Source organism: Hwangdonia lutea (assembly GCF_032814565.1).
Taxonomy (GTDB): Bacteria; Bacteroidota; Bacteroidia; order Flavobacteriales; family Flavobacteriaceae; genus Hwangdonia; species Hwangdonia lutea.
The window spans coordinates 1,237,350-1,259,860 of record NZ_CP136521.1 but is presented as its reverse complement, the minus strand read 5'-3'; the positions used below and the strand labels follow the sequence as shown (position 1 = coordinate 1,259,860).

The 22,511-nt window shown below is 36.8% G+C and carries 23 protein-coding genes; 12 read left to right on the top strand and 11 right to left on the bottom strand.

Annotated features, from left to right (window positions below; all coding sequences use genetic code 11):
- Positions 1-11: 11 nt before the first annotated feature.
- The 3 genes from RNZ46_RS05450 to RNZ46_RS05440 all read left to right on the top strand — a co-directional run bounded on the left by RNZ46_RS05450 (position 12) and on the right by RNZ46_RS05440 (position 3,622).
- Positions 12-1,562, top strand: coding sequence for a G-D-S-L family lipolytic protein (locus tag RNZ46_RS05450; RefSeq protein ID WP_316984367.1), 1,551 nt, complete (start codon positions 12-14; stop codon positions 1,560-1,562).
- A 179-nt stretch (positions 1,563-1,741) separates the two neighbouring features.
- Entirely contained in the window at positions 1,742-3,250 is a 1,509-nt protein-coding gene (gene atpD / locus RNZ46_RS05445; protein WP_316984366.1) for a F0F1 ATP synthase subunit beta, read from the top strand.
- A gap of 78 nt (positions 3,251-3,328) precedes the next feature.
- Complete coding sequence (locus RNZ46_RS05440; RefSeq protein WP_316984365.1) at positions 3,329-3,622, top strand: F0F1 ATP synthase subunit delta/epsilon; 294 nt, start codon at positions 3,329-3,331, stop codon at positions 3,620-3,622.
- 110 nt (positions 3,623-3,732) lie between these two features.
- Here RNZ46_RS05440 and RNZ46_RS05435 read toward each other — a convergent pair whose 3' ends face one another.
- From RNZ46_RS05435 to RNZ46_RS05415, 5 genes are all read right to left on the bottom strand, one after another.
- A complete protein-coding gene (locus RNZ46_RS05435) occupies positions 3,733-4,173 on the bottom strand; it encodes a LexA family protein (protein ID WP_316984364.1) in 441 nt (146 codons plus the stop codon).
- 192 nt (positions 4,174-4,365) lie between these two features.
- The gene (locus tag RNZ46_RS05430; protein ID WP_316984363.1) at positions 4,366-5,625 is read right to left on the bottom strand and encodes a Y-family DNA polymerase; all 1,260 of its coding nucleotides are present in this window, start codon (positions 5,623-5,625) and stop codon (positions 4,366-4,368) included.
- 92 nt (positions 5,626-5,717) lie between these two features.
- Entirely contained in the window at positions 5,718-5,924 is a 207-nt protein-coding gene (locus tag RNZ46_RS05425) for a helix-turn-helix domain-containing protein (RefSeq protein ID WP_316984362.1), read from the bottom strand.
- A 3-nt stretch (positions 5,925-5,927) separates the two neighbouring features.
- Entirely contained in the window at positions 5,928-6,464 is a 537-nt protein-coding gene (locus tag RNZ46_RS05420) for a DUF2975 domain-containing protein (RefSeq protein ID WP_316984361.1), read from the bottom strand.
- A 7-nt stretch (positions 6,465-6,471) separates the two neighbouring features.
- The gene (locus RNZ46_RS05415; RefSeq protein WP_316984360.1) at positions 6,472-6,948 is read right to left on the bottom strand and encodes a hypothetical protein; all 477 of its coding nucleotides are present in this window, start codon (positions 6,946-6,948) and stop codon (positions 6,472-6,474) included.
- 139 nt (positions 6,949-7,087) lie between these two features.
- On the opposite strand from RNZ46_RS05415, the gene RNZ46_RS05410 reads away from it, so the two are divergent.
- The 4 genes from RNZ46_RS05410 (at position 7,088) to bioA (ending at position 10,746) form a co-directional block, all read left to right on the top strand.
- Positions 7,088-8,257 carry an aminotransferase class I/II-fold pyridoxal phosphate-dependent enzyme gene (locus RNZ46_RS05410; RefSeq protein WP_316984359.1) on the top strand — a complete coding sequence of 390 codons (1,170 nt, stop codon included), beginning with the start codon at positions 7,088-7,090 and terminating at the stop codon, positions 8,255-8,257.
- Complete coding sequence (locus RNZ46_RS05405; protein ID WP_316984358.1) at positions 8,254-8,667, top strand: putative signal transducing protein; 414 nt, start codon at positions 8,254-8,256, stop codon at positions 8,665-8,667. Before RNZ46_RS05410 ends, RNZ46_RS05405 begins: the two co-directional genes overlap by 4 nt.
- A gap of 86 nt (positions 8,668-8,753) precedes the next feature.
- Positions 8,754-9,368: a dethiobiotin synthase gene (gene bioD / locus RNZ46_RS05400; RefSeq protein WP_316984357.1), complete on the top strand. Its 615-nt coding sequence runs from the start codon at positions 8,754-8,756 to the stop codon at positions 9,366-9,368.
- A 112-nt stretch (positions 9,369-9,480) separates the two neighbouring features.
- The gene (gene bioA, locus RNZ46_RS05395; protein WP_316984356.1) at positions 9,481-10,746 is read left to right on the top strand and encodes an adenosylmethionine--8-amino-7-oxononanoate transaminase; all 1,266 of its coding nucleotides are present in this window, start codon (positions 9,481-9,483) and stop codon (positions 10,744-10,746) included.
- Here the strand turns inward: bioA and RNZ46_RS05390 are convergent.
- The 5 genes from RNZ46_RS05390 to RNZ46_RS05370 all read right to left on the bottom strand — a co-directional run bounded on the left by RNZ46_RS05390 (position 10,743) and on the right by RNZ46_RS05370 (position 16,676).
- Positions 10,743-13,097 (bottom strand): penicillin-binding protein 1A, encoded by a 2,355-nt coding sequence (locus RNZ46_RS05390; protein WP_316984355.1) that lies wholly within the window; start codon positions 13,095-13,097, stop codon positions 10,743-10,745. The genes bioA and RNZ46_RS05390 overlap by 4 nt on opposite strands.
- 65 nt (positions 13,098-13,162) lie before the next feature.
- A complete protein-coding gene (locus RNZ46_RS05385; RefSeq protein ID WP_316984354.1) occupies positions 13,163-13,657 on the bottom strand; it encodes a gliding motility lipoprotein GldH in 495 nt (164 codons plus the stop codon).
- A complete protein-coding gene (locus tag RNZ46_RS05380; RefSeq protein WP_316984353.1) occupies positions 13,644-14,831 on the bottom strand; it encodes a PSP1 domain-containing protein in 1,188 nt (395 codons plus the stop codon). Before RNZ46_RS05380 ends, RNZ46_RS05385 begins: the two co-directional genes overlap by 14 nt.
- Before the next feature lie 203 nt (positions 14,832-15,034).
- A complete protein-coding gene (gene trhO, locus RNZ46_RS05375; RefSeq protein WP_316984352.1) occupies positions 15,035-16,108 on the bottom strand; it encodes an oxygen-dependent tRNA uridine(34) hydroxylase TrhO in 1,074 nt (357 codons plus the stop codon).
- Positions 16,109-16,364: 256 nt separating this feature from the next.
- Positions 16,365-16,676, bottom strand: coding sequence for a hypothetical protein (locus RNZ46_RS05370; protein ID WP_316984351.1), 312 nt, complete (start codon positions 16,674-16,676; stop codon positions 16,365-16,367).
- 194 nt (positions 16,677-16,870) lie between these two features.
- Here RNZ46_RS05370 and recA point away from each other — a divergent pair, with 194 nt between their 5' ends.
- The 4 genes from recA (at position 16,871) to RNZ46_RS05350 (ending at position 20,551) form a co-directional block, all read left to right on the top strand.
- Positions 16,871-17,881: a recombinase RecA gene (gene recA / locus RNZ46_RS05365; protein ID WP_316984350.1), complete on the top strand. Its 1,011-nt coding sequence runs from the start codon at positions 16,871-16,873 to the stop codon at positions 17,879-17,881.
- Positions 17,882-18,011: 130 nt separating this feature from the next.
- Complete coding sequence (locus tag RNZ46_RS05360; protein ID WP_316984349.1) at positions 18,012-18,422, top strand: hypothetical protein; 411 nt, start codon at positions 18,012-18,014, stop codon at positions 18,420-18,422.
- 36 nt (positions 18,423-18,458) lie between these two features.
- A complete protein-coding gene (locus RNZ46_RS05355) occupies positions 18,459-19,001 on the top strand; it encodes an RNA polymerase sigma factor (protein ID WP_316984348.1) in 543 nt (180 codons plus the stop codon).
- Positions 19,001-20,551 (top strand): hypothetical protein, encoded by a 1,551-nt coding sequence (locus RNZ46_RS05350; RefSeq protein WP_316984347.1) that lies wholly within the window; start codon positions 19,001-19,003, stop codon positions 20,549-20,551. The genes RNZ46_RS05355 and RNZ46_RS05350 overlap by 1 nt, the downstream gene beginning before the upstream one ends.
- 83 nt (positions 20,552-20,634) lie before the next feature.
- Here the strand turns inward: RNZ46_RS05350 and RNZ46_RS05345 are convergent, their stop codons facing one another.
- Positions 20,635-21,372 carry a lysophospholipid acyltransferase family protein gene (locus RNZ46_RS05345; RefSeq protein WP_316984346.1) on the bottom strand — a complete coding sequence of 246 codons (738 nt, stop codon included), beginning with the start codon at positions 21,370-21,372 and terminating at the stop codon, positions 20,635-20,637.
- A gap of 137 nt (positions 21,373-21,509) precedes the next feature.
- Between RNZ46_RS05345 and trpS the strand changes: the two genes are divergently transcribed.
- Complete coding sequence (trpS, locus tag RNZ46_RS05340) at positions 21,510-22,478, top strand: tryptophan--tRNA ligase (protein WP_316984345.1); 969 nt, start codon at positions 21,510-21,512, stop codon at positions 22,476-22,478.
- Positions 22,479-22,511: the final 33 nt, after the last annotated feature.

Here is a 22,511-nt window from a genome sequence, read left to right as displayed (position 1 = left end):
CGACATTGAAAATGAAAAATATAAAATACTTATCCTTCTTATGTGCACTTGCAGTTCTTGTGGCATGTAATGAACCAGAAGACGTACTTAAAGGCACGAGCATAGAACCAAAAGTAGAACAGGAATTGCCACAATTGGCTAATGGTTCTGCAGATTTTTCTACTTATGTGGCATTAGGAAACTCCTTAACAGCAGGATTTTCAGACAACGCATTGTTTATAGCTTCTCAAGAAAATTCGCTTCCAAATATCCTGTCTCAAAAGCTAGCGATGTTAGGCGGCGGTAGTTTTACACAACCTCTAATGAACGATAATTTTGGAGGATTAGCCGTTGCTGGAAATAGAATTCCTGGATTTGATCCAAGATTGGTAACAACCGGTAGCGCTCCTTTACCTTTAGAATCTGTTATAGGACCTGTTACTGTAACCACCGATATCGCTTTAAATAATCCAACGGGGCCTTTTAATAATATGGGAGTTCCAGGTGCAAAAAGCTTTCATTTATTAGCACCGGGATATGGTAATTTAGCGAATGTGTCCTTAGGACTTGCTAACCCCTATTTTGTTAGAATGACCGGAGCTACACCCAATGCCAGCGTATTGGAATTAGCCATGGCGCAATCGCCAACCTTCTTTTCACTATGGATAGGCAATAACGACGTACTTGGTTATGCGATTTCAGGAGGTGATGGTTCAAACCCTATCACACCGGCAGATGGACCTCCAGGAGTTGGTTTCAACAATACTTATGCGGCTTTAATTGCAACCTTAACATCTGGTGGAGCCAAAGGTATTGTCGCCAATATTCCTTATGTTACAGATATTCCACATTTTACAACGGTACCACATAATCCTGTACCCTTAGATGCTGCAACGGCGGGTGCGGTAAATCAAGCTTATGCTGCATATAATGGTGGTATTCAACAGGCATTTGCATTTCTAGTTGCAAATACGCCGCTTACTCAAGAACAAGCTGATGCTGAAATTGCTAAAAGAACCATTAGTTTTGCGGAAGGTGAAGGTAACGCTGTTGTAATTATAGATGAAGATTTAACAGATTTAACAGCTATAAATCCTGCATTGGTAAGTATGAGGCAAGCTACGGCGGACGATTTATTAGTACTACCAGCATCGTCTTTTATAGGTACACTTGCGGTACCGGGCAATCCTTTAACGGTTAATGGTGTTGCTGTGCCTTTAGAGGATAAATGGGTATTAACCCCAGAAGAGCAAGCAGAAATTAAAGCAGCCACCGATGTATTTAATGCAACCATTGAAGCTGTTGCAAATGGCGCAGGACTAGCTTTTGTTGATGCTAATGCTTTATTATCGCAGTTAAACACTACAGGAATTCCTTCCGGAAATTTTATATTAACTTCTAATTTAGTAACGGGGGGCGCTTTTTCCTTAGACGGGGTTCATTTAACATCAAGGGGTTATGCTATGGCAGCCAATGAGTTTATGAAAGCAATTGATGCGACATACGGAACTAATTTTGAAGCTTCCGGTAATTTAGTAGATATTGGAACCTATCCAACAAACTATGCACCAACGCTGCAATAAACAATAAAAAAATAAGACATTCTTAAAACACCTTCTTCCAATGCTTCGGAAGAAGGTGTTTTTTTATATAAAAAAGCTTCAAAAACGGCTTTCATTCTAAATTAAAAAATATATCTTTGCACGCGAAAACTCAGAGTGTTTTCATAGAATTAAAACGCATAATATTAAACACATAAGTAATGTCTAAAGTTACAGGTAAAGTTGCACAGATAGTAGGTCCGGTTATCGATGTTGAATTCGAAGCGGGTACTGAACTTCCAAAAATTTATGATTCATTAGAAATTAAAAAAACCGACGATTCTATTTTAGTACTAGAAGTACAGTCTCACATTGGTGAAGATACCGTGCGTACCATTGCCATGGATTCTTCGGATGGGTTAAGTAGAGGAACAGAGGTTACTGCTACTGGTGCACCTATTCAAATGCCAATTGGTGATGCTGTTTATGGTCGTTTATTTAATGTAATTGGAGATGCAATTGATGGCCTTGGAGATTTGCCTAAAGCTGGAGAAGCTGGTTTGCCAATTCACAGAGAGGCACCAAAATTTGAAGATTTATCAACCTCTACTGAAGTTTTATTTACAGGTATTAAAGTAATCGATTTAATTGAGCCTTATGCAAAAGGTGGTAAAATTGGTTTATTTGGTGGTGCCGGAGTAGGTAAAACGGTATTGATTCAGGAGTTGATTAACAATATTGCAAAAGGACACGGTGGACTTTCAGTATTCGCAGGAGTAGGGGAAAGAACTCGTGAAGGAAATGATTTACTTCGTGAAATGTTAGAATCAGGCATTATCCGTTACGGTGATGATTTTATGCATTCTATGGAAGAAGGCGGATGGGATTTATCTAAGGTTGATAAAAAAGCGATGCTAGATTCTAAAGCAACGTTTGTATTCGGACAGATGAATGAGCCACCTGGAGCACGTGCTCGTGTGGCACTTTCAGGATTAACCATTGCTGAGTATTTCCGTGATGGTGCTGGTGAAGGCCAAGGGAAAGATGTACTTTTCTTTGTCGATAATATCTTCCGTTTTACACAAGCTGGTTCTGAGGTATCTGCACTATTAGGGCGTATGCCTTCTGCGGTAGGTTACCAACCAACATTAGCCACAGAAATGGGAGCGATGCAAGAGCGTATTACATCAACAAAAAGAGGTTCTATTACATCGGTACAAGCGGTTTACGTACCTGCGGATGATTTAACCGATCCTGCGCCTGCTACAACCTTTGCCCACTTAGATGCTACAACTGTACTATCTCGTAAAATTGCCGAGTTAGGTATTTACCCTGCGGTAGATCCGTTAGATTCTACATCAAGAATTCTTACGGCTGATATATTAGGTAACGAGCATTACGATTGTGCACAACGTGTAAAAGAGTTATTACAACGCTATAAAGAATTACAAGATATTATTGCCATTCTTGGTATGGAAGAATTGTCTGAAGAAGATAAAATGGCTGTAGGTAGAGCTAGACGTGTACAACGTTTCTTATCGCAACCGTTCCATGTAGCAGAGCAGTTTACAGGTATTCCTGGAGTATTGGTAGATATTAAGGAAACCATTAAAGGGTTTAACATGATTATGGATGGTGAATTAGACCACTTGCCAGAAGCCGCGTTTAACCTTAAAGGAACCATTGAAGAAGCTATTGAAGCTGGAGAGAAAATGTTAGCTGAAGCATAAACTAGTAGGCAGTCATCAGTAAGCAGTTGGCAGTAAGCAACTGAATACTGAATACTGAATACTGAATACTGAAAAACTATGTATTTAGAAATTGTATCACCCGAAGCCACTTTATTTAGTAGTGAAGTTGATTCTGTTGTTGTTCCGGGAGTTAATGGTGAGTTTGAGATGTTAAAAGATCACGCACCTGTAGTCTCTTTATTAAAAGCAGGGACTATTAAAATTAAAACCCATACCCAAAGTCATTTGGTATTTGATGAGCTTCCTGCAGAAGTTACGCCTCATAATGACGATGAAAAAGTACTTACTTTAAAAATAAAGTCTGGTACTTTAGAAATGAAAGATAATAAAGTGATTGTATTGGCAGATTAATTACAAAACATATATTTACTTTACAAAAAACGCTTCAGAATTTCTGAAGCGTTTTTTTATTTTTGTTTATGTCGAGCGATTTTTAAAACGACCAAAATCTGCAACGAGACTTATACTTTTTTAATCACATTGGTAACAATCCCCCAAATAACGAAATCATTTTCAGTTGTTACTTTTATAATAGGATAATTGGGGTTCTCAGGTTGTAACCAAATACCTTCTGCATTTACTTTTAAACGCTTTACGGTAAACTCACCATCGAGAAAACATACGGCTATTTTGTTGTTTGTAGGCTCTAAACTTCTGTCAATAACCAACAAATCGTTATCGTCTAATCCTGCACCTATCATAGATTGCCCACTTACTCGCGCAAAAAATGTGGCTTCTTTATTTTTAACGAGCTCTCGGTCTAAGGATAAGCGTTGTTCTTTAAAATCTTCGGCAGGTGATGGAAAGCCTGCTGAAATACCGGCATCGAAAAAATGTGCCCCGGAATTGTTATAGGTTTTTGGCGCAAAAAAGGTAAGTGTGTTGGATTTGTGAAGCTGCATTTGTTTATCTGTTTTTTATATCGGTACCTTGGTTTGCGTTAGGGATTGATGCGGCATCCTTTTGCTTTTTTGCAAAAGATATAGCGGAAAGCCCGACCTCCCGATAGCTATCGGGAGAGTAACGCCCAAATACAGTTGATTTTTTTGTTTAAATTTAGTTTTTATTTATAAGATTTTGGCCTTTATTGGATTTTATTTTACAATAATGATATCGTTAATATTGGTTGTGTAACGTGGTGATAAACGCTCTTGACGCATTTTCCAGGTGCGCTTTAAATCTTGGTTTGCTATTTTAATTTTATAATCGCCATATTTTGTATTTAATCCGTCGATAGCATGCATTAAATATTTGTGTTTGGGGTTTTCGTGCTCAAACATATTTAATTGAAAATTATTGGTTGGCACCAATCCGGACACAATAACGCCGGCACGTTTGTATTTGATGCCTTTTTTAAAAAGGGAGGTTACGGCTTTTACGGCTTGGTTACTGATGATTAAAGAGGAGTTTGTTGGGTACGGTAAGCTTATTGCCATACTGCCCCTGTGCTGCTCTAAATCTTTTTTATGCCTATCACTACTTAATAAAACAATAATAACATGGCAGCTAGAGCCTTGTTTGCGCAGTTTTTCGGCACAACTTGTGGCAAAGGTTGAAATGCGTTCTTTTATATAATTGATATCGCTGTACGTATAATCGAAACTACGTGTTGTTGCTATGGCGCGTTTGGTTTTAATGTCGTCTAATTGCAGGGTGGGAGTACCTTCTAAATCACGCTTTAAGCGAGATTCGGTAACCGAAAAATTTTTGCGAACCCAATTGTCTGAAAGTTGTGTAAAATCATAAGCGGTTTTACAGTTTTTAAGTTTTAATCGCTTGGTTAAACCGCGGCCAATGCCCCAAACATCTTCTATTTTAATCCATTTTAATGCTTTTATGCGCTTCTCTTCGGTATCGATAACGTAAACACCTCCTGTTTCTTTCGGGAATTTCCGTGCCACTTTATTGGCTACTTTGCTTAGTGCTTTGGTTGGCGCCACACCTACACAGGTAGGAATACCTGTCCATTTTAAAATGCGAGTTCTGATTTGATTTCCGTAGTCATCGTAATTATAATCGGCTTTAAAATTTTTGAATTCTAAAAACGATTCATCTATACTATACAATTCTACATCGGGTGTGAATTGGTTTAAGATAGACATAACGCGACTGGTCATATCGCCATACAACGGGTAGTTTGATGATAGCACTGTGATGCCGTTGGTTTTACAAAAAGCGTCCCATTTAAAAATTGGGGCGCCCATGGGCAAGCCGACAGCTTTGGCTTCGTCGCTTCGTGAGATAACACAACCATCGTTATTGGAGAGAATAGCAACTGGTTTTCCTTGTAAATTAGGGTTAAAAACACGTTCGCAAGAAGCATAGAAATTATTACAATCTACGAGTGCAAACATAGTTGTAAAGATACGGGAAATAGTGTTCGGTTTTTAGTTAAACTTTTAGACCTGTCAGGTTTTAAAAACCTGACAGGTCTTTGTATCCAAAGTCACTCTGCTACATATTCTAAAATATCAGCAGGTTGGCAATCGAGTGCTTTACATATTGCTTCGAGTGTAGAGAACCTAACTGCCTTTGCTTTTCCAGATTTAAGAATAGAAAGATTTGCCGTAGTAATACCAATAATTTCCGCCAACTCTTTGCTTTTCATTTTTCGCTTTCCGAGCATGATGTCGAGATTTACTATTATTGGCATGGGTTATATGGTTAGTTCGTTTTCTTGTTTAATCTCTTTTGCAACTTTAAATAATTCGCTTAAAACCATAAAAAACAAGCCTATTGCAAGGCATAAAAAAAAAGTAGAACTAAACGAGAAACCTTTAAAAAACTCATTATGATGCGTAAAACTACTACCTTTTACTGTTAGATAAGTATAACTAATGGGAATGAATGAAATTAAAATTTCGACGACTCCAAAAACGATAAGTAGCTTGCCTATTTTTGAAAACAGCGCAATAACGTTATTATGAAAAAAATTCAAATCTATAATTAATAAAATAACTTTGCGAAAAAGAAAAAGACAATAAATAAGTATTAAATAAAGACCATACTGGGCAACTATTCTAAAAACCGTGATAGTGCCAACTCCAACGTATATTCGTTCTTCGTACTTAAAACCATTGCTATCTAATTGTATTAAAACAGAGCCAATTACTATTGGAGCAGCAATAGCAACAACAATACTTATATAGTAAAATACATTAATAATCCCTTTTAATAACAATGCTTTTTTCATTATATGATTATTTAACAGGATGAATTGTTACATGTTCAAGTCCTTTTTTCTTTATTAGCAATCTAATTGTTCCTGCATCATTAATATAAGGCACCTCTATCTTTTTGTTGTTATTCTCTAATAAAAGAACATGAGTCTGGTGGTTAATTTTATATTTAAATATTGAATCTCCAAAATACTTAAGCCCCAATTCAGAATCAATCTCAACTATTGACTTGTCCTTGATAAAATTGAATTTAACCTCGTTGTTTTTGATTTCTGTAAACGGAAACTTACTAAACCAAAGGCTGTCTTTTGCAATTGCTGGAGATACTTGAAATGATGGTGTCATATATTTTCCGTCTAAAATTATGGGTTGTCCAGACATTTCTTTTTTCACAATTTCTAGAAGTCTTTCATTTATTTCTTCAGGTGGGTTTTTTGTACTTTTATTACAAGATATTATTGTAAGTAGTAAAGAGGCTAAAAGAATTGTTTGTTTCATCTTCTATATTTAATTATCGTTTAACAATAACAAATATATAAATATTATCGATAAACAATAATTTTATACTAAAAACTTATTTTTGAAATTAGACCTGTCAGGTTTTGAAAACCTGACAGGTCTTGATTATCTTTGATTTATGCTACCTAAAAAACTTCATCAAAAACTCGAAGAGCGCAAAGCGAACAATGCCTTACGCCAACTTAATTCTCAAAGTGATTTGGTGGATTTTTCATCAAACGATTATTTGGGGTTTGCAAAATCTGAATCTATTTTTAACGCCTCGCACAACTTTTTAATGCGGCAAAACATGAAGCAAAATGGATCAACGGGTTCGCGTTTGCTTTCGGGTAATCATTCACTTTATAATATTGTTGAAACGTTGGTTGCCGACTTTCATAATAGTGAATCGGCATTGATTTTTAATTCGGGTTACGATACCAATATTGGGTTTTTTAGTTGTGTGCCGCAACGGGATGATATTATTTTATACGACGAAATTATACACGCTTCCATCCGCGATGGCATAAAACTTTCCAACGCAAAAGCTTATAAATTTAAGCATAATGATTTAGTGGATTTAGAAAAAAAGTGTCAGACTGAGCGCAGTCGAAGTCCAAAAGAGGCTACTATTTATATCGTTACAGAATCTGTTTTTTCGATGGATGGCGACACACCAGATTTGGTTGCCATATGTGAAATAAGCAAAACGCACAGGGCGCTTTTGGTGGTTGATGAAGCCCACGCCATTGGTGTTTTTGGAGCACACGGAGCTGGTTTAATCCAGCAATTAAATTTAGAGCAACACGTTTTTGCTCGTTTGGTAACCTTTGGAAAAGCTCTGGGTTGCCACGGTGCCGCTATTTTAGGAAGCGTTGATTTAAAACAATATTTAGTCAATTTTGCCCGCAGTTTTATTTACACAACAGCTTTGCCACCGCATAGTTTAGCAGCCATTCATTCTGTTTACAATCAAGTTGTCCTTTCGAACAGTAGTGAGAAATCACATAATCCTATTTATAAATTACATCAAAATATTCAATATTTTAAATCTGAAATCGTTAAAAATAAGCTTCAAAATCATTTTATTAAAAGCGATTCTGCGATACATTGCTGCATCATTTCCGGGAATGAAAACGTGAAAATAATAGCCAAAAAGCTTCAAGAAAACGGATTTAATGTAAAACCCATTTTATCGCCAACGGTTGCAATAGGCGAAGAACGCTTGCGTTTTTGTTTGCATAGTGATAATTCGGAAGACGAAATATCGAAAGTATTACAGCTCTTAGCTACATTTGTAAATATATGAGCGAGACCTTTAAAACCATAGCTAGATTTCAATATTCCTCTGAAGCCCAAATTGTAAAAGGCAGATTAGAAGCCGAAGGCATTCAGGTTTTTTTATCCGATAATCTCACCATCGATACCGATCCGCTTGTGAGCAATGCCATTGGTGGTGTTAAGTTAAAAGTGTTGTCAAGTCAAGCGATGGAGGCACAACATATTTTAAATACTATTCACAAATATTCTTTGGATGACGACGGAAACATTTTGAACTGCCCGAATTGCAAAGGTGAAAAAATAGAACTGTTTTCTACAGTTAAAGACCTAAAGTCCTTTTTTGCTTTTATCTTTGGGTTCCTTTTCGGTGCGTTGCCGTTACACGCAAAACATAAATACAAATGTGAAGATTGTAACACTGAATTCGATTTAAAATGATTTTTTAGTCACTTCCGAATTATTGGGAAACGCATCATTTTTAAAAAAAACAGGAGTGAATTTACGATTTATTATTAAAACTTTCAATGAAGAATAACATATATTTTATAACAGGCATTTCGACCGAAGTTGGTAAAACCATAGCATCGGCCATAATTACTGAAGCATTGGAAGCCGATTACTGGAAACCTGTGCAAGCAGGCGAATTGGACAATTGCGATACGAAAAAAGTAAAGCGATTGGTATCGAATTCCAAATCCAAGTTTCATTCCAATGCCTATGCATTACATACGCCCATGAGCCCGCATGCCGCCGCAGAGATAGATAATGTGACCATTGATATTAAAAAAATTAAAGCCCCTAAAACTAGTAACCATTTGGTTATTGAAGGTGCCGGTGGTTTGTTTGTACCATTAAACAATACAAGAACAGTTTTCGATTTAATTAAGCCCAATTACAAGGCTATTGTGGTATCAAGGCATTATTTAGGAAGCATAAACCACACCCTTTTAACCATAAATGCTTTAAAAGAAAAAGGCTTTGAGGTGTCGCTGATTTTTAGTGGAAACGAACATAAATCGACAGAAGACATCATAAAAAAAATGACCAAGGTTCCCATTATTGGGCGCATTGATGAAGAACCTTATTTTGATAAAAATGTGGTAAAAGAATATGCTGAATTGTTTAAAGGCAACTTGTAGCTGTCATTCCTGCGAAAGCAGGAATCCACTATGCAACTAAAACTTAAAAAATAGATTCCCGCCATAGTTTATCTTGAGCGGTAGTAGCCGAAAGACGAGAATGACAAAAAGAATGAATTTAAAACAACGCGATAAAAAATACCTGTGGCACCCCTTAACCCAGCACAAGCTGCATCCGGAAACCATTGCCATAACTAAAGCCAAAGGTTGTGTTTTAACTGATGAAGATGGTAACGAATACATCGATGCCATTGCCTCGTGGTACACCTGTATGTACGGGCATTGCAACGCTTATATAACCCATCGGGTTTCTGATCAAATGCAAAAATTGGATCAAGTGGTTTTTAGCGGATTTACACACGAACCTGCTATAAAACTATCCGAGGCACTCATTAAAATACTACCAGAAAACCAGAACAAGATATTCTTTAGCGACAATGGTTCGACCGCTGTTGAAATCGGAATTAAAATGGCGTTACAATATCATTTTAACACCGGTGAAAAACGAAATGCCTTAATTGCTTTTGAAGACGGATTCCACGGCGATACCTTTGGTGCGATGAGCGTTTCTGGTTTATCGATTTACAACGGGCCTTTTGAGGATTTCTTTTTAGATGTAAAACGGATTCCTGTTCCCAATGGAAAAAATCAGGATGCCATTTTAAAAATATTGAAGGAGATTGTATTGAACAATAAAGTCGCAGGATTTGTTTATGAACCTTTGGTACAAGGCGCAGCAGCCATGAAAATGCATGATGCCGAAGGATTAAATGAAATTCTTAAATTCTGCAAAAAACACAATATTGTTACGGTTGCTGATGAAGTGATGACCGGCTTCGGTAAAACGGGCAAACATTTCGCATCGCTTTATATGGAAACCAAACCGGATATTATGTGTTTAAGTAAAGCATTAACGGGCGGTTTATTGCCCATGGCGCTAACAACATGTTCGCAACATATTTACGATGCTTTTTACAGCGATGAGATGAGCAAGGGTTTGTTTCATGGGCATACCTATTCTGCAAATCCGTTGGCTTGTACCGCAGCTTTAGCGAGTATTGAACTGTTGCAATCTGATGATATTCAAAAACAAATCCAAACCATTAGCGCTTCCCACGTCGTGTTTGGTAATCGTATAAAATCACATCCTAAAGTAAAATCCACGCGACAATTGGGCGTTATTTTTGCCCTCGATTTGAATATCGAAATGGAACGCTACGGTAATTTACGCGATAAACTTTTTAAGTTTTTTATGGATCATGGCGTGTTTTTACGTCCCTTAGGCAGCACCATTTACATCCAAGCGCCTTATGTAATTACCCAAAAACAATTAGAAAAAATCTATCAAGTTATTGAGGATGCTTTGGAAATCGTTTAATTAAAATCTAAATCATCCGGTACATCATCGTCACCATCATCAGTAGTGGTGGTATCGTCTGCTTTAGAGCAGTCAACCAATATTGACAAGTTTGCCGGTTCTTCAAAATCTTCCTTAGAAATATTTAAATTTTCATCGGCATAGCAGCTTTTCATGTACAAGCCCCAAATTGGCAATGCCATGGCAGCACCTTGCCCATAAGTGATTGATTTAAAATGTACCGCTCTGTCTTCACCACCAACCCAAACACCGGTAACTAAATTTGGTACCATACCCATAAACCAGCCATCACTTTGGTTTTGTGTGGTGCCTGTTTTTCCTGCAATAGGATTGGTAAACTCGTAAGGATAGCCTGTAACCACTTCTCTGTAATCTGCTCTGTATGCGTCCGCTCCTTTTGTACGTAAACGAACACCCGAACCAGATTGGGTTACACCTTCCATAAGTTTTACCGTTACATAAGCTGTTTCTGCACTTAATACATCGTTGGTTTCTGGTGTAAATTGATATAAAATGGTACCGTTTTTATCTTCAATAGTTGTGACCATAACAGGCTTTGTGTAAACACCCTTATTGGCAAACGTGGAGTAAGCACCAACCATTTCGTAAACGCTTAAATCTGGTGTTCCCAAGGCAATGGAAGGAACCGGGGGAATATCCGATTCTATGCCCAATTTCCGTGCTAAATCAATCACGGTTTGCGGCCCCACTTTATCAATTAATCTTGCTGTAATCGTGTTTACGGAATTAGCCAACGCATTTTTTAATGTTCGCGTGCCACCATAATTAAGATTGGAGTTCTTGGGGCACCATTCCTCTGGGTTTCCGTGCTTATTGGCTTCAATACAAAATGGTGTGTCTGGAAGTTCATCGCATGGCGATAAATGCAACTGATCTACGGCCGTGGCATAAACCAATGGTTTAAACGTAGAACCTATTTGACGCTTGCCTTGTTTTACCATATCGTACTGAAAGTGTCTGTAATTCATACCGCCAACCCAAGCTTTTACATGACCGGTTTGCGGATTCATAGACATCATACCGGTTCTTAAAAATGATTTGTAATAGCGCATGGAATCGATGGGTTTCATAATGGTGTCCCGCTCAGAAGGTTGACCGTCTTTCCATTCGAAAACTGCCATTTTTATAGGTTTATGAAACGATTCCTCAATCTCTTTATCAGATTTTTTTAAGTCGTATTTCATGTGACGCCAGCGTTCCGATTGTCGCATAGAGCGCCACATTAAAGTGTCAATGGCACCTTGGGTTAAATCTAAAAACGGTGCGGTGGGATTTCTTTTAGGAGTATTTTGATGGAAAAACTCTGCTTGTAACCTAGGCATGTGTTGTTGCACGGCATCTTCAGCATGTTTTTGCATGCGCGAATCGATGGTAGTGTAAATTTTTAAGCCATCGTTGTATAAATTCCATTTTGTGCCGTCCGGTTTTGGATTGTTTTTAATCCAATCTTTCATAAAACCAGCAAGGTATCCTCTAAAATAAGTAGCAAGACCTTCGCGATGCGATTCTGGTGTAAAATCTAAATCCAGTTCGGTTTTTTGTAAAGAATCTTTAACCTGTTCATTGATATATCCATATTTTTCCATTTGAAACAGCACCACATTACGTCTGTTTTTTACACCAACTGGATTTCTGCTTGGTATAGGGTTATAAAAAGAAGAGTTTTTAAACATGCCCACTAACATCGCGGCTTCTTTAATGTCTAAATCTTTGGGCTCTTTATTAAAGTATATTCTTGATGCACTGCGTATGCCATCGCCATTATTACCAAAATCATAAACATTAAAATACTGGGCTATAATTTCTTCTTTGGTATATTGGCGTTCTAATTTAATGGCAATAACCCATTCTTTTATTTTTTGAGTTATTGTTTCAATGATATTGTTGGTTCTAACACCCACAAATAATTGCCTCGCCAATTGTTGCGAAATCGTACTCGCGCCACCTCGTTTTCCTAAAAAGGCAAAGGCTCTTAATGTACCACGGGCATCAATACCGGAATGCTCGTGAAAACGGGCATCTTCGGTAGCAATTAAAGCATCGACTAAATGCGGCGACAAATCATCGTAAGCCACGGGAGTTCGGTTGTCATTAAAGTAATATTTACCCAAGGTTACCCCATCGGCAGAAATAATTTCGGTGGCTAAATGGGTTTTAGGGTTTTCCAATTGCGTATGGTCAGGCATAGCTCCAAGCCAACCCCATGAGGCTGCTGAAAATATAAGTACTACGGCAAGAATGCCTGCCAAGAATAATATCCAAAACCAACGGATGTATTTTGAAAAATCTTGTGTGCCCTTTGTTTCTTTTTTTGCTTTTGTTTTTGCCATTTAATTTTGAATATTAAATACGTCTCGATACAATTCCTCATGCTTCGGAATCACTCGAAGTGACTTTAATCTTTTTGAGGTTTTTCAATTCTAAAGCCAACATCAGTAATACCTTCTAGTTCCACAACACCATTAACTTTTCCGTTTTCGCGCATAGCATGTTGGATATTAACCACATATTCGCCTGTTTCGTTAAAAACAACCTGCTCTTTATACCACAGTTTATTTTCTTTAACGCCCGTTATTCCTGTGCCCAAAAGCTTTCCGCTGGGGTCTGCCATTCTGTATTCCAAAGTGTCTTTTACAGTTTTACCATGCGGAAAAACCATTTCGACGATTAAAAACAGGTTGCTGAATTTATAATCGTTGGTATTTCTTAAATTAACAAACAGATTGTAAGGCTTTATTGAATCTGGCGGGTTTACCTTAAAGCTAACCACAGAGTCTTTATGCCATGAGTTTGGCACCGTTTTATAGGTGTCGAAAACACGGTTGGAATCGCAGGATACCGAAAAAAAGAAGTTTATTAATAAAAATAGTATCGCACTACTTCGCCTCATTTTTACTTTTTTGATGTTTTCTTCTGTTGTTTTTGTTTCTGTTATTTCGGCCCTTATTATTTTTACGTTTGTTACGTCGTTTTGGACTATCGAACCTCGTTAAACTATCTTGTCCTACAACGTTTTCAAACTCCGCTTTAGTATCTTCAACGAGGTCTGAAGCAAATTCTTCAAGACTAGCAACTTTTTTGTTTTTCTTGTTGGCTTCAATAATGTCATTGGCTTGGGTGGTGGTTATTTTATGCCAATTCATCCACTCGCCCTCATAGGCATACCACATGTGCCCTTTAAAAATATCGGTTTTCTGGCAAACGGCTGTTCCTTTTTCGGTTTTAAGTTTGATATCGGTTTTAGGGAAGGCTTTTAAAGCATCTAAATACGTATCGAGTTCGTAATTTAAGCAGCATTTTAATTTGCCACATTGGCCGGCAAGTTTTTGTGGATTTAATGATAATTGCTGATAACGCGCAGCCGAAGTGCTTACCGACCTAAAATCGGTCAACCAAGTTGAGCAGCACAACTCGCGGCCACAAGAGCCAATACCACCAAGTCTGGCGGCTTCTTGACGAAACCCAACTTGTTTCATTTCAATACGTGTTCTAAACTCGCGGGCAAATACTTTAATAAGCTCTCTAAAATCTACGCGCTCTTCGGCGGTATAATAAAACGTGGCTTTACTGGCATCGCCCTGAAATTCGATATCCGAAATTTTCATTTGCAACCTTAAATCGATTGCAAATTGGCGCGCTTTCACTTTCATGGGTTCTTCTCTATCGCGTGCTTTTTGCCAAATATCAATATCTTTTTGACTGGCTTTTCGGTAAATTTTTAAAGTGTCTTCGGGCTTTTTAGAAATATTTTTACGTTTCATTTGAACGCGCACCAATTCCCCCGTAAGGGTAACCATACCAATATCGTGTCCCGATTTTGCCTGTGTAGCAACGATATCGCCAATGCTTAAGGTTAAATCTTCGGAGTTGCGATAGTAGTTTTTTCGTCCGTTTTTAAAGCGGACTTCTACCCAATTAAAAGGTTTTTCACCGTTTGGAAGCGACATATTTGCAAGCCAATCAAAAACAGTTAGTTTGTTGCAACTGTCTGTGCCACAAGTGCCGTTGTTTTTACATCCTTTAGGTTGACCGTCTTTTCCAGTTGAACAACTGTTACAAGCCATAAATTTTTATATATTGAATTCGTTAATAATCAAATTATTACGAATGAAGGTTTATAAATTTTTTTAGATTCCCACTTTCGTGAGAATGACAAAATGAGTGGATTTTTGAAACAAAGTTTCAAAGGAAATCTTCACGACGTAAATATAAGATTATTCTAAAGACTTAAAACAAAGAATTTATAGTTGTTGATTTTGATTGAGGTTTAGCCTTCTTTCTTTTTTAAAACTTCAAAAATATTCCGCAAATCTTTTTTGTACGGCAAATGGTCTGCGCGACCTTTTTTAAAGATATCGTTGCTATTGCCTTGGCCTTTGCGTAGTGCCTTTTGTTCTTCGTAAGGTAAAGCGTGTATTTCTTTGCATGCGGTTGAGCAGCAATTATTCATTTCTGCCTTACAGGCATCACATTGAATAAACAATAGGTGGCAAGCATCGTTGGCGCAATTGGTGTGCACATCAAAAGGGCTACCGCATTGGTGGCAGTGTGCAATAACGTCGTCACTGATTTTTTCGGCTCTGCGTTCATCAAAAACAAAATTTTTGCCAATAAATTTATTTTCTAAATCTTTTTCGTTCACTTGTCGCGTGTATTCAATAATGCCGCCTTCTAATTGATACACGTTTTTAAACCCTTTATGCTTAAAATAGGCGCTGGCTTTTTCGCAACGGATACCTCCAGTACAATACATCACCAGGTTTTTGTCTTCTTTGTGGTCTTTTAAATCGTCTTCAATTATATCCAACGATTCCCTAAAAGTATCCACATCTGGGGTAACGGCATTTTTAAAATGACCGATTTCGCTTTCGTAATGGTTGCGCATATCAACCAAAACGGTTTTGTCGTCCTCAATAAGTTCATTGAATTTTTCGGCACCAACGTGAATGCCTTTATCTCGCACATCAAAAGTATCGTCGTTTAAACCGTCGGCAACAATTTTGTGGCGCACTTTTACCTTAAGTTTTAAAAACGACATATTATCTTGCTCAATTGCGATGTTTAAACGAATGTCTTTTAAAAAGTCGATGGTGTCTAAATGTGCTTTAAAATCGTTAAACCGATCTGCGGGTAGCGATAACTGGCCGTTAATACCTTCGTGAGCCACGTATATTCTACCTAAAACATCTAAAGCGTTCCAAGTAATAAATAATTCGTCTCTAAATTCTTGAGGATTGGTAATTTTAGCGTATTGATAAAAAGAAAGCGTTAATCGATCTTTACCAGCTTTTTCGATTAATTCGGCTCTTTCTTTAGCGCTTAATTTATTGTACAGTTGCATGCTATACTAATGTTTTAAGGTTAAAACCGCATGTTGCGGCATACAGAAATATTTTAAAGCGCAAAAGTACAATTTTAAAAAGGATAGCGCCATAAATGACATAAAAAAAGCACCTTAAATAATTTAAAGTGCTTTACTAAAACAGTTTGAGTTAGTCTAGTTCCCAACCATTATTAAATCAATTTCATAGCAAAATTTTTCCTTCGTTTATTATATAGATGCAAAATGAACAAAAAGGTTGCGTGGTTTTTTTAAATTAAATTGAAATGACATCGTAAACATCAATATGTTCGGGGTAGATTTTGTCCATAGTACAAATTAATACCGACGATTTTTCCTTTGTTTTAAACTGAATTTTCAAGTTTGGTTTTTGATATGCTTTAGGAAGTGTTGCCGTCATTATAGAATCGTTTTCACTTAATTTGATAATGAAAACGGGTTCAGGACCGCCGCCGCAAGAGGTTTGATTTACTACAATTCCTGTTTGATTCAACACATCTTCATTTTCAGAATCACAAGCAAGTAATAAAAAACCAATACATAAAAAAGCGGTTAACATTTTAGACATATTTTGAAAAATTTAATTTTAATATAGCTTATATACTCTAAAGATGTGTTTTTTGAATAAAGGTTGCGTAGTCCTTTTGAATTAATTGTGAAAAAAACGAATATTTTGCTTAAAATTTTAATGTTGAAAACTATTATTGTACCATGAAAAAAGATGTAGTATTTTAGCATATATAATTTCAGAAAAAACAGAAAATGAGTAACGAAAAAGAAAAAGAAGCAAAATTAAAAGCGTTAAAACTTACACTAGATAAATTAGATAAAGCTTATGGTAAAGGCACCGTAATGAAAATGAGCGATGCAGCCATAGTTGATGTAGATTCTATACCTTCGGGCTCTTTAGGATTGGATATTGCCTTGGGCGTTGGCGGATATCCGCGTGGTAGGGTAATAGAAATATACGGACCGGAATCTTCGGGTAAAACCACTTTAACTTTACACGCTATAGCCGAAGCTCAAAAAGCCGGAGGTATTGCTGCATTTATTGATGCAGAGCATGCTTTTGATAGATTTTACGCCGAAAAACTTGGGGTAGATATCGATAATTTAATTATCTCACAACCCGATAATGGCGAGCAGGCATTAGAAATTGCCGATAATTTAATTCGATCGGGTGCTATAGATATTGTGGTTGTAGATTCTGTTGCAGCCTTAACGCCTAAAAGTGAGATTGAGGGCGAAATGGGCGATTCAAAAATGGGGCTGCACGCACGTTTAATGTCTCAGGCATTGCGAAAATTAACAGCCTCGATAAGCAAAACCAATTGTACCGTGATTTTTATTAACCAATTACGTGAAAAAATTGGGGTTATGTTTGGCAATCCAGAAACAACAACAGGTGGTAATGCCTTAAAATTTTATGCATCGGTTAGGTTGGACATTCGTCGTTCCACTCAAATTAAAGATAGCAACGGAAGTGTTTTAGGAAATAAAACCCGAGTAAAAGTGGTTAAAAACAAAGTGGCTCCACCTTTTAAATTGGCCGAATTTGATATCATGTACGGTGAGGGCGTAAGTAAAGTGGGCGAAATTTTAGATGTCGCCGTCGAGCACGAAATCGTTAAGAAAAGCGGATCCTGGTTTAGTTACGAAGACACCAAGCTCGGGCAAGGTCGAGATGCCGTAAAAGCTATTATAAAAGACAATCCCGAACTCATGGATGAGCTCGAAGATAAAATTAGAACAGCTTTAAAAGCATCAGAATAAACAAAAAATCCCGACTGTTCGGGATTTTTTATGCAATAATATGAATACGGCACGCAACCTTTCGGTTTTTTTTGCATCTATGAAATACAAAAACATGTATTAAAAAAGAAAAATTAAAAAATTATTTGCAATGAAAAAGTTAGTCGCCCTAAGCTTAGCTTTGTTTTTATTTGCGTCATGCAGTTTGGATGACGATAGCCATAATTACAGCTTTGAAATTTTACCTATTGAAAGTGTTGAAATCCCCGATGAGTTTACACTAGGGGAAACCTACCCGATAACGGTTTCCTATTTTAAGCCATCAACATGTCACTCTTTTAAAGAATTTTACTATTTAAAAGAAAATAACGAACGTACGGTTGCCGCCATTAATTATGTGTTTGAAAACAGAACTTGCGACAACCTAACAGACGAATTGGTTGAGGCCACGTTTAATTTTATTGTTACCAGTAACGGATCCTATATATTTAAGTTTTGGCAAGGTGAAGATGCAAGTGGCGAAGACCAATATTTAATTATTGAAGTGCCCGTTACCGAATAAGTTTAAGTATTAACATTAACCTATACATGTTTTAATTTGAGTTTAAATCAACTCATAGAAAATTGTAGAACCAATGATACTAAAGCACAAGGAGAATTGTACAAGCTCTTTTCGAGTAAACTATTCTCCGTGTGCTTAAAGTATTCGCGGAATTATGCCGAAGCAGAAGATAATTTGCAAGACGCATTTTTAACCATTTTCGATAAAATAGAACAGTATAAAGGCAAAGGCTCTTTTGAAGGTTGGTTAAAACGCATAACCATAAACACCGCTTTACAACGTTACCGAAACGAAAAGGTTTTTGATATTATAAATGAAAACGTAGCCGAAGAGATTGAAATAGAGATTGACGAAGACCATATTCCTTTAGAATATCTCTTAAAAATAATTCAAGAATTGCCAGATCGCTACCGGTTAGTATTTAACCTTTATGTTTTAGATGGTTATTCGCATAAAGAAATAGCAGACATGCTAGACATAAATGTAGGGACTTCAAAATCTAATTTAGCACGAGCTAGACAGATTTTAAAAGAAACTATCGAAAATTACAAAACAAGACAAAGTTTACAATCCTTATAATGAGTGATAAAAAACATATAGACAGATTATTTCAGGAGCGCTTTAAAGATTTTGAAGCTACGCCCAGTGATGCTGTTTGGGAAAATATTGAGGCAGAACTTAATAAGAAAAAGAAAAAACGACGCCTCATTCCTATTTGGTGGCGTTACGCTGGCGTTGCTGCCTTACTGCTGCTTTTACTAACTGTTGGTGGTTTGTTTTTTAATGATTCCAATACCATTGAACCGACTCAAGTTGTTGACACAAAAGACGAGGATTTAAATGATTTGAACGAAAACGAAAACCATACTTTAGTGGACGCCAATAATAAAGAAGATGAAATTTTAGATGAAAAAGAGGCGGTTTCCACATCAAATACCGAAAAAGAATCTACAGAAAAAGCTACAGATTCAAAAACCGATGAAACTCTTAAAAACATAACACCTTCAAACGAAACGTCGGTTGCCGAAAATGCATCTTCAAAACACAAAAATGAAGGCGCACAAAAAGCACAATTGCCTTCAAATAAAAAATCAATTAGTCCCGATATTATTGTAAAAACCGATAACACTTCGGCTGTAGCTCAAAATTCAATTGATAATAATAAGGAGTCTATTCAAAATAAAAATGAAAGCCCTCAAATCGATATCAATAAAGCAAACGACATAATTAATAATTCCATAAAAAACAATACCGCTATTGCGGATGTAAAACCCGAGGATATTTCGGCAGACCCAAAAACCAAAACCAAAATTGAAACCGAAACTATTGCCGATAACAACACCAAAGAAAACACGCTTACCATTGAGGAAGCTTTAGAAAAAAACAAAGATATTATGGAAGAAGAGGACGAAAATTTAAATAGGTGGAGTATTGCCCCAAATGCTGCGCCTGTTTATTTTAGTAGTCTAGGTGAGGGGTCGTCCATAGACCCGCAGTTTAACAACAACTCGAAAAGTGGCGAACTTAATATGAGTTACGGTATTAAAGCCAGTTATGCGGTTAATAAAAAATTGAGTATTCGCACCGGGATAAACAAAGTTAATTTGGGTTATAATACCAATAATGTGGTGGTGTTTCAATCTTTAAGTTCCAGCTCAAGTTTATTGCAAAATGTAAATACAAATACGGGTACGGCCGATGCTGTTTCCATTATAAGCAGTGAAAATGTAAACGCTTCAAAAAGTCCGGAGGCTTTTGCGAAAACCTCAAACACGTCCATTAATCAGGATATGGGATACATTGAAGTGCCTTTGGAAATACAATACGCCCTTACAAACAAAAAATTAGGTGTTAATTTAATTGGTGGTTTTAGTTCGTTCTTTTTAAATAAAAATGAAATATTCTCAGAAATTGCGGGCTCTCGTACTCTTTTGGGCGAAGCGAGCAATATTAACAACGTGAGTTATAGCGCCAATTTTGGTGTGGGACTAAATTATAAATTTTCAAAAAAAATAGATTTGAATTTTGAGCCGATGTTCAAATATCAAATCAATACGTTTAATAACACGTCTGGTAATTTTAAACCTTATTTTATTGGGGTTTACACCGGATTTGCTATTAAGTTTTAGGTTTTTGGTTAGATCTAGATATGGGTTTCCTTTAAGCTCGGAAACCCATATCGAAAAAGAGCTGCTCTCCCCAGAGCAGTTCTTTATTTATTATAGGTCTGCAATTGCCTTAAAATGATAGCTCTAGCCTCTGCGTTTAAAGCCTTGGTGTCTGCAACCGTTAAGTTTTCAGTTGGTAAAAATTCATGGATTTTAACGCGCATCTTTCCGGGGCATCCACTAAAAAAAGTGTACGAAAAGCGTTTTTTGTTATCGGCAAATGTTAATGGCACAACGGGTATTTTATGGTTAATGGCCAACCTGAAAGCACCATCTTTAAATTCGTCTAATTCAATATGTTCTTCGGGTACGCCACCTTCAGGGAAAATGCAAATACTTACACCGGTTTTTAATCGGCGTTGCGCTCTTAAAAAAACAGCTTGCCTGCTTTTGGCTGAGCTTCTGTCAACTAAAATACAAGTGCGTTTATAGAAAAATCCGAAAAGCGGAATTTTAGCCAATTCCATTTTTCCAACAAATACAAACGGATTTTTAACAGAAACCAGCATCAGCATAATATCGGCCATCGAGGTGTGGTTGGCAATAAACATGTAGCTTTTATTTTTTTTCGGGGTTTGTTCGCGTTCAATTACGGGCCTAAAACCCATGCCAATTAAAATGAATTTGGCCCAAAAACGCGCCAATTTAAAAAAGAATGGATACCAAGATTCTTTTAAAATAGAGATTAAAAGAATGGGAAACATGATAAGTATGGGTAAGGCGACAAGTATATAAAACCAAATGCGGTACAATACCCAAAAAATATATTTAAAAATGCTCATAAAGCCCAAAAATACATAATTGTATTGAGCAATTCTATTAAAAAAATTACCTTTGCTCGTAGAAAAATATAAAAGTTTAATTTAAACGATTTTCGCTGAAGTTAATCTTAAGCGTAGTCGACAGGCAGGAAGTAACTATGGCAAGAATACTTACAGGCATACAAAGCACTGGAACACCACATTTAGGCAACATTTTAGGTGCCATTTTACCGGCTATTAATATGGCCAATAATCCTGAGAATGATTCGTATTTGTTTATAGCAAACATGCATACTTTAACTCAAATTAAAAATGCCGAAACCTTACGCTATAATACGTATTCGGTTGCTGCTACGTGGTTAGCTTTTGGATTAGATTATGAAAAAACGGTGTTTTACAGACAAAGCGATATCCCACAAGTAACCGAATTGTCATGGTATTTAAGTTGCTTTTTTCCGTATCAACGTTTAACCTTAGCGCATAGTTTTAAAGATAAAGCCGATAGATTAGAGGATGTAAATTCTGGATTATTTTACTACCCAATGCTTATGGCAGCCGATATTTTGTTATACGATGCAGAACTAGTTCCCGTAGGGAAAGACCAATTGCAACATATTGAAATGACTCGCGATGTGGCATCGCGCTTTCATGCAAAAATGGGCGAGACTTTTGTATTGCCCGAAGGTAAAATACAAGAAAACACAAAACTTATTCCTGGGACTGATGGTGAGAAAATGAGCAAAAGCAGAAACAACATCATCAATATATTTCTCGATGATAAAAAGCTCCGCAAGCAAATTATGGGTATTCAAACCGATAGCACACCGCTTGAAGAACCAAAAGATTGGAGTACCTGTAACTGTTTTGCGCTTTATTATTTATTAGCTTCCAATGAACAAATAACTGTCATGAAAGCCAATTACGAAAACGGTAATTATGGTTACGGACATGCCAAACAAGCCTTGTTTGAATTGATTGTTGAGAAGTTTGCCACACAACGTGAGCGTTATAATTATTATATGAATAACCTCGAAGAAGTAGATAAAGCTCTAGCTATTGGTGCTGAAAAAGCAAAAGTTGTTGCTGATGATGTTTTGAATCGAGTTAGAGAGAAGGTCGGGTATTAACTCTCATAACACGTTGTAAGCTCCATTAATTGA